This is a genomic window from Streptomyces sp. NPDC093252, assembly GCF_040683675.1.
In the GTDB taxonomy this organism is placed as follows: Bacteria; Actinomycetota; Actinomycetes; order Streptomycetales; family Streptomycetaceae; genus Streptomyces.
The window spans coordinates 200686-214434 of sequence record NZ_JBFBEM010000001.1 but is presented as its reverse complement, the minus strand read 5'-3'; the positions used below and the strand labels follow the sequence as shown (position 1 = coordinate 214434).

General features: G+C 72.5%; 14 protein-coding genes. 11 read left to right on the top strand and 3 right to left on the bottom strand.

Translation table 11 applies throughout. The annotated features are described in order from the left end of the window. The first annotated feature begins 117 nt into the window (after window positions 1-117). From AB0O01_RS00880 to AB0O01_RS00850, 7 genes are all read left to right on the top strand, one after another. On the top strand, window positions 118-345 hold the full coding sequence (locus AB0O01_RS00880) for a hypothetical protein (protein WP_365309551.1): 228 nt from the start codon (window positions 118-120) through the stop codon (window positions 343-345). Between the two features lie 129 nt (window positions 346-474). Continuing rightward, window positions 475-969, top strand: a complete 495-nt coding sequence (locus AB0O01_RS00875; protein ID WP_365309549.1) for a hypothetical protein — start codon at window positions 475-477, stop codon at window positions 967-969. Between the two features lie 700 nt (window positions 970-1669). Beyond that, the gene (locus tag AB0O01_RS00870; protein ID WP_365309547.1) at window positions 1670-2995 is read left to right on the top strand and encodes an amidohydrolase family protein; all 1326 of its coding nucleotides are present in this window, start codon (window positions 1670-1672) and stop codon (window positions 2993-2995) included. 255 nt (window positions 2996-3250) lie between these two features. Further along, complete coding sequence (locus AB0O01_RS00865; RefSeq protein ID WP_365309544.1) at window positions 3251-4438, top strand: CE1758 family FMN-dependent luciferase-like monooxygenase; 1188 nt, start codon at window positions 3251-3253, stop codon at window positions 4436-4438. Then, window positions 4438-4923, top strand: a complete 486-nt coding sequence (locus tag AB0O01_RS00860) for a MarR family winged helix-turn-helix transcriptional regulator (protein WP_365309542.1) — start codon at window positions 4438-4440, stop codon at window positions 4921-4923. Before AB0O01_RS00865 ends, AB0O01_RS00860 begins: the two co-directional genes overlap by 1 nt. Further along, on the top strand, window positions 4920-5693 hold the full coding sequence (locus tag AB0O01_RS00855) for a CE1759 family FMN reductase (protein ID WP_365309540.1): 774 nt from the start codon (window positions 4920-4922) through the stop codon (window positions 5691-5693). Before AB0O01_RS00860 ends, AB0O01_RS00855 begins: the two co-directional genes overlap by 4 nt. A gap of 261 nt (window positions 5694-5954) precedes the next feature. Beyond that, window positions 5955-6458, top strand: coding sequence for a YcxB family protein (locus tag AB0O01_RS00850; RefSeq protein WP_365309538.1), 504 nt, complete (start codon window positions 5955-5957; stop codon window positions 6456-6458). Between the two features lie 37 nt (window positions 6459-6495). Here AB0O01_RS00850 and AB0O01_RS00845 read toward each other — a convergent pair whose 3' ends face one another. Both AB0O01_RS00845 and AB0O01_RS00840 read right to left on the bottom strand, forming a co-directional pair. Next, window positions 6496-6780, bottom strand: coding sequence for a hypothetical protein (locus tag AB0O01_RS00845; protein WP_365309536.1), 285 nt, complete (start codon window positions 6778-6780; stop codon window positions 6496-6498). 539 nt (window positions 6781-7319) lie between these two features. Next, window positions 7320-7850 (bottom strand): ricin-type beta-trefoil lectin domain protein, encoded by a 531-nt coding sequence (locus AB0O01_RS00840; protein ID WP_365309534.1) that lies wholly within the window; start codon window positions 7848-7850, stop codon window positions 7320-7322. A gap of 509 nt (window positions 7851-8359) precedes the next feature. Between AB0O01_RS00840 and AB0O01_RS00835 the strand changes: the two genes are divergently transcribed. Next, window positions 8360-9352, top strand: a complete 993-nt coding sequence (locus AB0O01_RS00835; protein ID WP_365309532.1) for a PP2C family protein-serine/threonine phosphatase — start codon at window positions 8360-8362, stop codon at window positions 9350-9352. Window positions 9353-9832: 480 nt separating this feature from the next. Beyond that, a complete protein-coding gene (locus tag AB0O01_RS00830; protein ID WP_365309530.1) occupies window positions 9833-9967 on the top strand; it encodes a hypothetical protein in 135 nt (44 codons plus the stop codon). A gap of 184 nt (window positions 9968-10151) precedes the next feature. Here the strand turns inward: AB0O01_RS00830 and AB0O01_RS00825 are convergent, their stop codons facing one another. Then, on the bottom strand, window positions 10152-11294 hold the full coding sequence (locus AB0O01_RS00825) for a helix-turn-helix domain-containing protein (RefSeq protein ID WP_365309528.1): 1143 nt from the start codon (window positions 11292-11294) through the stop codon (window positions 10152-10154). A gap of 193 nt (window positions 11295-11487) precedes the next feature. Between AB0O01_RS00825 and AB0O01_RS00820 the strand changes: the two genes are divergently transcribed. Both AB0O01_RS00820 and AB0O01_RS00815 read left to right on the top strand, forming a co-directional pair. Then, complete coding sequence (locus tag AB0O01_RS00820) at window positions 11488-12348, top strand: serine protease (protein WP_365309526.1); 861 nt, start codon at window positions 11488-11490, stop codon at window positions 12346-12348. Between the two features lie 294 nt (window positions 12349-12642). Beyond that, window positions 12643-13602 (top strand): helix-turn-helix domain-containing protein, encoded by a 960-nt coding sequence (locus tag AB0O01_RS00815; protein ID WP_365309524.1) that lies wholly within the window; start codon window positions 12643-12645, stop codon window positions 13600-13602. Window positions 13603-13749: the final 147 nt, after the last annotated feature.

Genomic DNA, 13749 nt, shown 5'->3' with positions numbered 1-13749 from the left:
TTCCGATGAGGCTGGTGCGGCCGGTACGCGGGCGGCTTCGGACCGGAGCCGGAGCCGGAGCCGGGGGTGGAGGTGGGGCCGGGGCTGGGGTGTCGGTCGGGGCCGGGGGCCGGTTCCGTGCGGGGGGCCTTCTCGATCACCCGGCACGGCGTCGACACCCTCCGGGGCGCGGAGGGTCTGCTGGTGCAGCGGATCAAGGACGTTCTCGGGGAGACCGGGGATGCCGTCGAGGCTTTCAGGGCGCTGCGCGTGGAGGAGATCGAGGCCGCGCTCGACATACAGGCCGAGAAGGACTTCGGCGGGGGCGGGCGGCGCGCCGGGGCCGGGCGGGCGAAGAACGGCTGATGGCTCACCGCCCGCCCAGGGCCGCCCGCCGCCAAGGTCGCCCATGCCCAGGGCCGCTCACGCCCAGGGCCGTCCGCAACGGCCCCACCGTCGCTGGCAGGTACCGGGTCGCGGTCTAGGATCCCTCGCATGCCCCGGACACACGTCGACATTCTCGTCACCCATGCCCAGTTCTACCTCGCCGAACTGTGCGCCCTGGACATGATCGACAATGACATGTACCGCGGATTCAACGGCCTGGTGTCGGCGCACACCTGCCTCGCCATCGTGATGACCGGCACCGAGTCCGGACACGTCTCGCTGACCGCCGACTGGCGTGCGGAAGAACCACCCCTGGACCTGACCGCCTGGGAATCGGTGGTCGACGTGAGCATGGTTTTCGAGGAGGAGCCCGGCGCACTGTCCGGCCCGAGGGACGAAGACGGCAGAGGCTTCCCGCAGCTCGCCCCGGGTTCCTACCGGGTGCGGTTCCACGCCCGCGGGCGGGACCGGGGTTCGGCGCAGAGGAACGTACCGGGCAGCCCCGTGGAAGAGCATCTCGTCGCGGCATGGCCGGCTCCCCCGGCACCCGAGACCTGCCACAAGCTGGGTGATCTGTACGGAGCGGAAGTCCGGGCCCGCTGATCCCGGTCCACCGGGCCCGCCGCTGACCAGGCCGGCCCCGCGCTGTCCCGTCAGATTCATGCCTTCCGATTGCGCGCAGTCAAACGACTGCCCGGTGGCCGGGCCCAGTTCACCGGTCGACTGACAGATGTGACGGGGCGGGATGTTCCCGAGACTCGTTCCAGCGGATCCGGCACCGACTCGGCCGCCCCAGTCGAAGGGAAGGCGGCCCTCGTGCCTGAGAACACTCGCGGTCCCACTCCTCCACGTCCGGCGCCGGGCCCGAACCCGGCAGGTTCCCGGCTCGCCGGGACCGGACCGGGTGTCTACCTGACCTGTGCCGCCTCCTGCCCGGCGACGACCACGGCGAGGGTGGGTCGGCCCCGAGAGGCGGGCCGGTGCCCATCGCCCACGGCACGGGCGACGACGACCGGCTCGTGCCCCTCGACCCGACGGACAGATAGCTGAGCGAACGCCCGCCTCTGCCCCGCCCCGGCGTGCCGCGCCGATAGCCCGAACGCTCCACACGGCACGCACCGGACACAACCCGGGCCGTTCAACCGGCCCTTGCGCGCCCACCCGACCCGCTCACGCCCACCCGGATGCGGGTGGAGGACGGCACCGCCGAGGCGCCCCACCACGAGCACCGCGCCACCCCACCCCACTCACCTCGCCCCGCCCACCCCCGCGCACCCTTCGGAACCACACAGGAGCCCACCCGATGAAGACCCTGCTCACCGGCGGCACCGTACTCAGCATGGACCCGGCCGTCGGCGATCTCGCCCGCGGCGACGTGCTCATCGAGGACGGCGTGATCGTCCAGGTGGCCGCGCAGATCGACGCGGCCGGTGCCGGTGCCGGTACCGAGGTGATCGACGCCACCGACCGCATCGTCATGCCCGGCTTCGTGGACAACCACCGCCACACCTGGCAGACCACGTTCCGGGGCATCGGGGCGGACTGGACCTTCGCCGAGTGGGACGCGGCCATCCACGGCACGGTGAAGTCCCACTACCGCCCCGACGACGTCTACTGGGCCGTTCTGCTCGGCCGTCTCGAAGCGCTGCACTCCGGCGTCACCACGATGCTGGACTGGTTCCACTGCACACTGAGCCCGGCGCACGCGGACGCCGCCGTCGCGGCGCTTCGGGACGCGCCGGGGCGGTCGATCTTCTGCTACGGGGCGGGCTGGGGTACTCCCGACCCGGTCGAGGCCGAGATCCGGCGCGTCCGCGGCGGCCTGGCCGGGGACGGCGCGGCCGGTGACGGCCTGCTCACCATGGCGTACGGGCTGCGCGGACCCCAGGACACCGGCGTCGAAGGTCTCGCCCGCGAGCTGGACCTGGCGGCCGAACTCGGGCTGCGCACCAGCCTGCACACCGTCTCCGACGGCATACGGCGTCCGATCGCCACCCTGCACGAGCACGGTCTGCTGCGGGACACCACCACGTTCGTGCACGCCAACGGGGTGAGTGACGAGGAGTTGCGGATGCTCGCGGACGCGGGGAGTTCGGTGTCGGTCAGCCCGGACGTCGAGCTGAGAATGGGCTTCGGCTGGCCCGTGACCGGACGCGCACTGGCCGCCGGTCTGCGTCCCACGCTCTCCGTCGACGACGTGCCGTCCGCCGCCGGTGACCTGTTCTCCGCCATGCGTACCGCATTCGCCGTGCAACGCGGCCTGGACGGCGGCCTGCGCTCCCGCGATCTGCTGGCGTCCGCCACCGTCGACGCGGCCGGGTCGTGCGGGCTCGGTACCCGGACGGGCAGTATCACGCCCGGCAAGGACGCCGACCTCATCCTCCTGCGCACCGACGATCTCACCGTGTTCCCGGTCACCGACCCCGCCGCCACCGTCGTCAGCGCCGGGCACCCCGGACTGGTCGACACCGTGCTCGTGGCCGGCCGCACGGTGAAACGGGACGGCAGGCTGGTCGACGTCGAACCGGCACCGCTCATGGCCCGGCTGCGCGCCTCCCGCGACCGGATCGCCGCAGCCGCCGGAGTTCCGCTGGACGGCACCTGGCACCCGGAGCCGAAGGGCTGGTGACATCCCTCCCTCACCGCGCGGCGGGCACGCCTCGGCCGGTTCCCCGAGCCCGGCGTCCGAAGGCTGCCCGCTCCTCGGATGCCACCGACGGCAGGGCAGGCACGGCAGGCACGGGGGCGGGGGCTTCCGGCACCGGATGACAGCGTCCGGCCGACCGTGTCACGGCACAGTCGGCCCGCATGGAATATATGAGCAGTCATGTTGTTGAGCGGAGTGTGCGCCCCGGTGGACGCACAGAGCGGAGAGGAGAACGCCATGCAGTTCGGGATCTTCAGCGTCGGTGACATCGCCCCGGACCCGACGACCGGCCACACCTACAGTGAGGCCGAGCGCATCGACAACATCGTCCGGGTCGCGCGGCGGGCCGATGAGGTGGGGCTGGACGTGTTCGCGCTGGGCGAGCACCACAATCCCCCCTTCATCCCCTCCTCGCCGCCGACCCTCCTGGCGTACATCGCCGCACAGACGCGGCGCATCACACTCAGCACCTCGGTCACGCTGATGACCACGAACGACCCGGTGAAGATCGCCGAGGACTACGCCATGCTCCAGCACGTGGCCAAGGGACGGCTGGACCTGATGGTGGGGCGCGGCAACACCGTTCCGGTCTATCCGTGGTTCGGCAAGGACATCCGCGAGGGCGTCGCACTGGCGCTGGAGAACTACAACCTGCTGCACCGCCTGTGGCGCGAGGACGTCGTCGACTGGGAGGGCACGTTCCGTACGCCGCTCCAGGGGTTCACGGCCACCCCCCGCCCGCTGGACGACGTACCGCCGTTCGTGTGGCACGGCTCCATCCGCTCCCCGGAGATCGCCGAGCAGGCCGCCTACTACGGGAACGGGTTCTTCGCCAACCACATCCTGGCGCCGAACCTCCACTTCAAGCGGCTCGTCGACCTCTACCGGCAGCGCTACGCGCACTACGGGCACGGCACCCCCGAGCAGGCCATCGTCGGCCTCGGCGGGATGTCCTTCATCGCCGCCCGCTCGCAGGACGCGGTGGAGCGCTTCCGCCCGTACTTCGAGAACTACCCGATGTTCCAGGGGTCCCGCCTCGAAGATCACATGGCGGCCACCCCACTGACGGTGGGCAGCCCGCAGCAGGTCATCGACAAAGTCCTCACCTTCCAGGAGGGCTTCGGCGACTACCAGCGGCAGCTCTTCGCCATCGACGGGCTCGCGCTGCCGGTGGAGACCGCCCTGGAGCAGGTCGAACTGCTCGGCACCGAGGTGGTGCCGGTGCTGCGCAAGGAGCTGAGTTCCCGACGGGCGGAAGGTGTGCCGGACGCGCCGACGCACGCCTCGCTCGTCACCGCCAAGTACAAGGGCGCCGAGCCGCGCCAGCCGCGGCCCAACCCCAACCGCGGTGACAACCTGTCCGGCACGATGCCCTACCAGGACAGCGACCCCACCGTCCGGGCCACGTTCCCCGCGGTCCGCTGATGGACGCCACCACCACACAGATCGCCGTCGCGGCCTGGGAGTCCCTGCTGCGGGCCCAGGCCACGATCGCCCGGGGGTTCGAGCGCACGGGCGACTGGACCGACGTACTGCCACGCGAGTACGCCGTCCTGCACGCCCTGTCCGCCTCGGACGACGGCCGCCGCATCACCGAACTGATCGAGGACGCCCTGCTGACGCAGGCGGGAGTGTCACGCCTCGTGGCCCGGCTGGAGAAGAAGGGGTACGTCGAACGCCGCGACGACCCCACGGACGCCCGCGCGTGCCGCGTGGCCCTCACCGCCGAGGGCCGCGAGACCTACCTCAGGCTGGGCCGCGTCCACGCACGGCACGTACGCGAGGTGATGACGCGCTCGCTGGACGCACAGGCACTGGAAACCCTGCGCGAGCTGACCCAGGCCCTGATCGCCCCCGATCCCGCCCCTGCCCAGGCCCCCACCCGCTCACAGCGAAGGAAGCCGACATGACCACGGACAAGACAACGGACAAGGCCGTAGACAAGGACAAGGACAAGGACAGGGACAGGGACAAGGCGGTGGATATGACTACCGTCCTGCGTGACGGAGCGCGGAAGATCGTCGTCATCAACGCCGGCGTCAGCGAGGAATCGTCCACCCGACGGCTCGCCGCCCGCATCGCGCAGCACAGCGTCGACGCCCTCGGCGCCGCCGGGATCCCCGCCACCGTGACCATGCTCGACCTCGGCCCGCTGGCCATCGAGACCACGCGTTCACTCGTCTCCGGCTTCCCCACGGAGGCGGTCAGCCAGGCGATGGCCGCGCTCGCGGACGCCGACGCGGTCATCGCGGCCACGCCGGTCTACAAGGCGGGGATCAGCGGCCTGTTCAAGTCGTTCGCCGATCTCATCGACAACGACCTGCTCATCGCGGTGCCGGTGATCCTCGCGGCCACCGGCGGCACGGCCCGCCACGCGATGGTCGCCGACGACCAGCTCCGCCCGCTCTTCGCCTTCCTCCGGGCGCTGCCGGTCCCCACGTCGCTGTACGCGGCCCCGGAGGACTGGGGCTCCCCGGAACTGGGCAGGCGGATCGCTCGGGCGGCCGGTGAACTCGCCGCACTGCTGCGCACCGACGCCCCCCGCCGCATGGCCGACGACAACTGGACCGGCTACCAACACCAGTTCGCCGGTCAGGCCAACCGTGCCGCGCACACCGCGGCGGACGTCGACTTCACGACCGACCTCATGCGCCTGGCCACCGGCGGATCAGCGGCCTGACCTCCCGGTGGGACGGGTTGTGGTGCGGCCCCTGGCGCGGACGCCGCTCGTCTCAGGCGGCGGCGCGAGCGCTGAGGCCCAGTCGCGCGCTTGCGGGGCCTGATAGTGATCTCCGGGAGCGGGGGACCGGTCGCTACGCTCGCGGCGAGCGCGGGGCAGGCGTCGCGGAAGCCGTCATCGAGGGAGTCCTTCCGGGTACGATTCCCTGTCGTGTACATACAAAATGATGAGGGTTCGTCGGAGTCGGGTACCGGATCCGACGTGGCGGTCGAGCTCCGCTACCGGCTGACCGTTGTGGATTTCGAGGAGGCGCTTCGTGTGCGGGCGTTTCGCACACCGACCGGGCTGGTTGAGGTGCTCATCGCGCCGTTGATGACGGTTGTCGCGATGATCGTCCTCGCTGTGGGCACCGATGTCCGGCCGTTGGCGCTGGGTGTGTCGGCGGTGGTGGCGCTCGGGATCGTCTGCTGGGGGGTTGCGCGGCAGTTGCGGACCGCGGCGCGTCGGACCGCCGGTTTCGTCGAACCGTACGGGCTGTGCCGGACCCTGGTGGATGAGCGTGGAGCTGTGTCCACGGGTGAGCGGGCGTCCAGCAGTTGTGAGTGGTCGATGTTCCGGGAGTATGTGGAGACGCCTGGGCTCTTCGTGCTGCTGGGCGGTGACGGGGCGGTCGGGCTTGCTGTGCTGCCCAAGAGGGGGGCGCGGAGCGAGGCGGATGTTGCGCGGGTCCGGGGGATTCTGGAGCGGAGTCTCAAGGGGCGTTGACGGTCCCGTCCCGGGCCGCCTCCCGCCGTACCACCGGTCAGCCGTCGACGGCAAGATGGAACGGCGCGCCGGGATGCGCGGGCATCCACCCCTGACCCAGGGCACTGCGGACACGGGCCCGCACCACTGCCGACGCGATCGGGGACATGGCGTGCGACGCTCCCACCACCAGAAGAGAGCCCTGCGGATCCACCTGCTGGACCACGAAGGACGCCCCCAGCCCGCCGCCGCAGAACCCGCACGGGGAGTTCCTCCGCACCTGCCACCGGTAGTCGATGCCGTCCACCGTGATGAGCCGTGAGTACCGTCGGTTGAGAGCCATCACCAGCCTCCCCTGCCAGAGCTGCGCCCTGCCAATGATCCCCGACCCGACCGTGGCGGAGCACCACAACAGAGCGAACGCTGTCCGATGCGGCATCGGCATCGGCAGCCGCGTCGGGCGAGAGGGCCGGCAGGAGCACCGCGGCCCCCGTCCGACCGCATGGGCCACCCCCACCTCCCTCCATCCGGTCTGGTCCCCATTCCATCCGCGACAGCATGAGCGGAGACCGCCCTCTCCGGCCCGGCGAAGGCATGAGCCCGGCGAGGCCCCTGCACGGCGCGCCCGCCTCCGCCGCGTCTTCGGAATCACCATCGACGGACCGGGCCGCACGACACCCCACCCGGGGACAGTCGCCCCGGGCACCGGCACACCACCGGTGCCCGCGGTCGGCGCACCTCCCCGGCCCGAGAGGGCCGGGCACCGCATCCCATCCGCCGAGGGCGCTCATGACGGGGATCACCGGACCGGATCCCGTGCCCACGAGCCGCGGAGGAATGGGAACGGGGCCTTCCCTGCGGCTCGGAGTACGGCGGTCGGTGCTAGACCTCCCGGAACCGGAAGCTCTCGTTGGAGCCTCCGGTGCAGTTGTACTGGATGATGCCCGCCCCGGCCGCTTCGTCGCCGTTCTCCACGTCGAAGCACCCGAGGTCGACGGTGTGGATCGTGGACAGCCCGTCACCGGCCGGGAAGGTGAGGAAGGTCTGGGTGAACCGGGGGAGCGTTCCGCACGGGTACTGGATGATCCGCGTCCCGTTGCCGGGCCTCGCGGCCTCCAGATCGAGACACAGGTTCGCGGAGGTGCGGATCTCCACGCCACCGGACACGGTGTTCAACCAGAACCGCTGGGTGCGGGAGTTGGCGTCGCAGTCGGCCTGTACGAGCGGGGCACCGCTGTCCCCGGTGCGTACGTCGAGGCACTTGCCGGCGAAGGTCTCGGCAGTGATCTGGGTGCCCGGCGGATCGGCCACCGGTTCGGCGTCCGGCGAAGCCAGGGCCGCCGGACCGGTGATGACACCCACGGCGGCGGCCAGGACGGCCAGGACGGTCAGCGCCTTGTGATGGGTACGCATGACAACAACACCTCGGTTCTTCGATTCTTCGGCTCTTCGGGGCGGGCGCGCCATGACGCGCCCGCCCTGCGGGCAAGCTGAGACTTGCCCGCGGCAACGCGCGGAAACGATCGAGTCACCCACTTCAGCCTTTCGGATGGAGATACCTCGGACGGCGGCGCGGCACCGTCACGATGTGACGGCCAGTTCGTCGGAGGGGTTGGCGAGCCGAGTGGAGCCGACTGGGCGGGAGCGGCCGGTGATCCGGCCCCAGCCACTCCCACCGGGACGGGAGGGCATCGGGGTGACCGCCGGGGGCGATCCCGTGCCGGCCGCACGTTCGGCGGGCAGGGCAGGGCAGGGCAGGGCCGTGCGGGGCGTATGCCGCTTACCGGGGCGAAGGTCCCGTCCGAGGCCGGGCCCTACGGCCGGGGCCGGGTTTCCCCAGCCCTGCCCGCTGGTGGGCCGCAACCGTTGGACAACCGTCCGGTGCCGGAAGCGGCAACCATGCCGACGCAGGCTCGGTCCCCATGACCTCACCCCGCACCACACCTCCCGCAGCACGTCCAGGCGGTCGCACGACCCCGGCCGCTGTCGCCGCCCTCGCCGCAGGGATGGTGTACGCGGCCCGCGCGCGGCGCCGTCAGCGGCTCCGACTCGCCGCGGTGCGCGAGGTGGCCCGTGCCGCCCAGGAGACGATCGTGCCGCCCCTGCCCGAACGCGCGGGGCCGGTGGGGATCGCGGCCTCCTACGAGTCGGCGGCCGAGGCGGCGCGGATCGGCGGCGACTTCTACGAGGTGGTCCGGATACGGGCCGGGCTGCGGGTGCTGATCGGGGACGTCGAGGGCAAAGGGCTGGGAGCGGTCGGGCCGGCTGCGGCCGTTGTCGGCGCGTTCCGGGAGAGCGCCCCGGTCAGCGCCCGCCTGGAGGAAGTCGCCCTGCGACTGTCCTGCGCCCTGGCCCGCCGCGACGACGAACGCCTCGTCACCGCCGTGCTCGCCGAACTCACCTGGGACGGCCGCCTGACCGTCCTCAGCCACGGACACCCCGCTCCGCTCATCGTCCCCGAACGGGCACCCGCGACCGAGGCCGCGCCCGTTCGCCCCGGGGTACCGCTGGGGCTGGCCGCGCTCACCGACGGACGGCCCGGACGCCACGACGGCCGGCTGTCGCCCGGCGACCGCGTCCTGTTCCACACCGACGGCCTCACCGAGACCCGCGACCGCACCGGCCGCCTCTACCCGCTGACCACCCGCTCCGCCCTCCTGCGCACCGGCCCGCCCGCCACCGCCCTCGCCCGCCTGCGCACCGATGCACGACGCCACAGCGCCGCCGACCACGCGCACGACGACTCGGCCCTCCTGCTGCTCCACTACCCGGGCCCCTACCGGGCCGATCCCGGCGACTCGGCCCCCGCCCCTCGCCTTGCCACCCCTGCCGCGCCGTACCTGCCCGCCGACCTGGGCTGCGACATCTGTGCCGTACCCGACTGCCCGCTTCCGGCAACGTTCACTTCCCCCTGACCTCGCGAAACCCCGAGCCGAGTCAACCGGCCATGACATGGAGGCCGGATCAACCTACGGAGGCCCGGATCAGCCCAGGGAGGCCGGATCGACCTACGGAGGCGGCACCCGCACATCCGCACAGTCGTATCCGGTGGCGCCGGCTCGTGCGTGCTTGAGTCGGCGCAGCCCCGCCCCGCTCCGTCCCGTCCCGCCCCGTCCCGGCCCCTTTAACCCGGGAGCGGCTCCGGATCGGTGGGGGAGTCGGCGGCATGGTGATGAGCCCACATGACAGTGGAGTCGACCGAGATGCCCCAGCCGATCTCGCGGCGAGTCAGCCGATGTCGGGCCGTGGCTGTGCAGAGATCGCCCGGACATGCTTTGGTCGCGCCTCGCCGCAGCGACCGTACTGCGCCTTCAGCGGCCCGGATTCCGGCTCTACATGGGCTGTCGGGACGGCCCCGGAGCCGTCCCGCACGTCAATCGGCAGGAGGACTCACGATGACCACACCGCGCAGGGCCCTGACCGCTCTCGCCCTCACCGTCCTGGTCACCATGGGCTCGGCGGGCGTGAGCCACGCCTGCGGTTCCGTACCGAACCCCAACGCCGGCGATTTCTCCTGCCAGCCCGCCTGACCGATACCGGCGGCAGCCGCCGCAGCGGTCGTCATCTGGCTCCGAACATGGTCGACCGGACGAGTTCCGGGGCGACACCGTCCCCTCTCCGGACGGATGCCGCACGTCATGGACGGCCTCTCATGCCCGGCGACGGCCGCCCCGCTGCCCGCGGCGACTTCCCGCGCCCCCGCCAGTAGCCGTCTCACCGCCCGTACCCACCCGTACCCGTACCCGTACCTTCGCCCGTCGCCGTACCTCCGCCGTCCGTGCCGCCCGTGCGCCGGGTCGTCGTCTGTGGTTTCCCCGACCCGGTGAACATCGCCACCATCGAGCGGAACGCCGCCCGATAGGCGCCCGGGGTGGTGCCGTTGAGGCGGAGGAACTGGTGGCGCAGGTTGGCGGGGGTGCCGAGTCCGGTCAGGGACGCGATCTGCGCCACCGGCGTGTCCCCGCGCTCCAGGAGCGTCTGGGCCCGTTCCACCCGGGCCCGCAGCAGGTACTGGAGCGGGCTGAGCCCGGTCTCGGCCCGGAACCGGCGATTGAGTGTACGGACGCTGACCTGCGCGAATCCGGCGAGGTCGGTGAGGGTGAGTGGGCGGTGGAGTTCCTCCTCCAGACGGCGCAGCACCGGGGCGAGCCCTCGGTCCCCGTCCGGTGCCGTGGCGCCTGCCCGGATCACGCCGCCCGAACCGGGGAGTCGCAGGAACAGGTGGCGGTCCGCTTCCCGCCCCACCACCGGGCCGTGCCGCTCCTCGATCAGGCGCAGCCACAGATCCTTGCCGCCGAGCACCCCTGAGGAGGTGACGAAGGGGCCGTCCGTGACGACCTCCGTCCCGTCGGTCACCTCGACCTCCGGGTAGCGGGCGGCCAGTTCGGCGGTGTGCCGCCAGTCCGTGGTCGCCCGTCGGCCGCCGAGCAGACCGGCCGCCGCGAGCGCGAAAGTACCGGTCCCGACCGCGCCCATCCGGCAGCCGCGCGCGGTGGCCGCCCGCAGCGCCTCGCACACCGCGGCGGGTGGCGGCTGCCGGAGGAAGTCCCGGTACCCGGCCACGACAAGGGCGTCCGCCCTGCCGAGGGAACCCAGCGGGCCGAGGGCGTCCCCGTCGTCGGGGGCGCACAGGGCGTCGCCTGCGCCCGAGGTGGCGCGCCCGCCGGAGTCGGCTGGCCCGGCGAGTCCGAAGGTCCCCGGGCCGCCGCCCGTGCCCCGGAAACCGGGTGCGGCGCAGATCCGCAGGGTGCAGCAGTCCCGGCGGCAGGCGGCCGAGGCGGCGCCCAGCAGCAGCGCGGGAGTGGTGATCTGGTGCCCGGGAGCACCGTCGAGTACGAGAAGAATCGCCGCAGCCATGGCCAGAATTTAACCAAGAGCGGGCATATGGCCGCTGTTTCCGGCCGTTCGGGGCCCACAGGATGGGAGCGCACCGGCCGGGAGGCGAGCGAACCCCGGTCCCGTGCAGTACGGCCCGACCACCGGCACAACGACTTGCACAGCGACTTGCCCAACCACTTGCACAACCATCTGCACAAAGGGGAACTCCGTCATGACGCACGCCCACCAGGCCTCCCGGCACAGCGACCACAGGGCGGTCCGCCCGCTCCGGAGAGCCGCCGTACGCGCCGCGGTGACCGGTGCCGCGACGGCGCTCGCCGTCGCCGGAACGGCCGGCGGAGCCGGGGCCATCGTCAACGGGGAGGACTCCACACGCCCCTACGGGTTCATGGTCTCGATTCCGATGACCGTGACATCGTCGGATCAGTCCTTCGACGGAGTCTGCGGCGGAACGCTGATCCACCCGCAGTGGGTGCTCACCGCCGCGCACTGCGCGGGCTGGTCGGGCAACCCCGCCCAGCCGGACGGGACCGTCCGGATCGGCAGCGAGGACCGCAGCTCCGGGGGGAGCGTGCGCACCATCGTGAAGAAGGTCCTCCACCCGGGCTACGCCCCCGACGCCGGAGCGCCGCGCGGGCATCACGATCTGGCGCTGCTCAAGTTGGACCGCCCGGCCTTCCACAAGCCCGTCGGGATAGCCGACCGGGCTCCCCGGGTCGGTGACCGGACCCGGATCCTCGGGTTCGGCAAGACGGACGACGGCCCCTCCTGGGAGTTCCCTGAGCGGCTCCAGCAGCTCGACACCCACCGGCTCGCCGACACCGCCTGCTCGCCCTTCAAGCCCGGCGCCGAACTGTGCACCGGTTCACCCGCCCCCGGGGCGATGGCGTGCTCCGGGGACTCGGGCGGCCCCCAGATCCAGCGGGTCGGGGGACGCTGGCAGCTCGTCGGGACCACCTCCGGCGACGGCAACTACGCGACCGGCAAGAAGTGCGGCGACGGCCCCGGTGTCTACACCTCAGTGCCCGCGTACAAGGGCTGGATCAGCGGGACGATCGCCGAGCACCGCTGACCGTACCGCCCGGAGCCGACGGGCTCGGCGCACAACCCGCGCCGGGCCCTGGCCAGGGTTCTGGACACGGACGTGGATAGGTTGGACCCGTGCCCGCCCCCCCGCACGCATCCGAGCCCGAGCCCGAGCCCGTCGGCTCCGGGCGGTGCGCGGGAAGTCCGAGCCCCGGCGCGGACCGGTGTCTCGTCCACGGTCCGGGCCAGACACCCCCGCCCTCGCCCCCTCGCCCCCACCCCCACGCCCACGCTGTCCCCGGGGGCACCCCGCGCCCGCCGTCCGCCCCGGAGCGAGCCCGTGCCGCTGATCGCCCTGCTCGTCCGGGACGGTGTTCCCGGACACCAGCTCACCACCCCCGCGATGGTGCTGGAGGCCGCCTCCCAGAGCCATCCCGCCGCCCGCTACGACCTGCGGATCTGCGGCCCGTCGGGACGGATCACCACAGCCGGGCCGCTCCCCGTCGCCGTGACCGTGCCCTGGGGGACCGACGCCCTGGCCGAGGCCGGGACCGTGCTCCTGACCGGTCACGACGGTTTCCTCGCGGAACCCCCGCCGGAGATCGTCGGCGCCCTGCGGGCGGCGGCCTCCCGGGGCGCACGCATCGCGGCCGTAGGGACCGGCACCTTCACCCTGGCCGCCACCGGACTCCTCGACGGGCACCGCGCCACCACCGAATGGGCCCACCTCGCCGAACTGGACCGGCGCCACCCCCGCGTGACGGTCGATCCGTCCGGGACCCTGGCCGGGGACGGGCCGTACCCCACAGCGGCCGGTGTCTTCGGGGGAGTGGACCTCCTGCTCCATCTCGTCGCCCGCGACCACGGCCCGGCAGTGGCCGCGCGGACCGCCCGCAGGCTCATTTCCCCCATGTACGAGCGGGCCGGGGCCACCCGGGACGCGATCGAACGGGAACTGGCCGGGAGCGCCGGGCTGGAACCCGCCCTGCGCCTGCTGGAGTCGGCGGACCTCGACCGCACCCCCACTCTCGCCGAGATCGCCGCCCACGCCGGAATCAGCGCGGGCGCGGTCCGCCGCCGCTTCCGTGAGCGGACCGGGCTCACCCCGCACCAGTACCTGCTGCGGGTCCGGCTGGAACGGGCCCGTCGGCTGCTGGAGGACGGCGACGACCCGATCGAACGGATCGCGGCCACCGCCGGCTTCGGCTCCCCAGCGGCCTTCCGCCGCCACTTCCACCACCTCACGGGCACCACACCGAGGGCCTACCGCACGGCGCACAGGAACAACGGAAGCCCCTGAGACACAGGGCGGCCCGACGACCCCGCGCCGGGCATGGATACGCCACCGCATAGGGCAGCCACATCCACTCGGGCACGGGTGGGCCACCGCAAGGAACTGCCCCATCCACTCGGGCACCGATACGGCACTGCATGGGCAACCGGCACA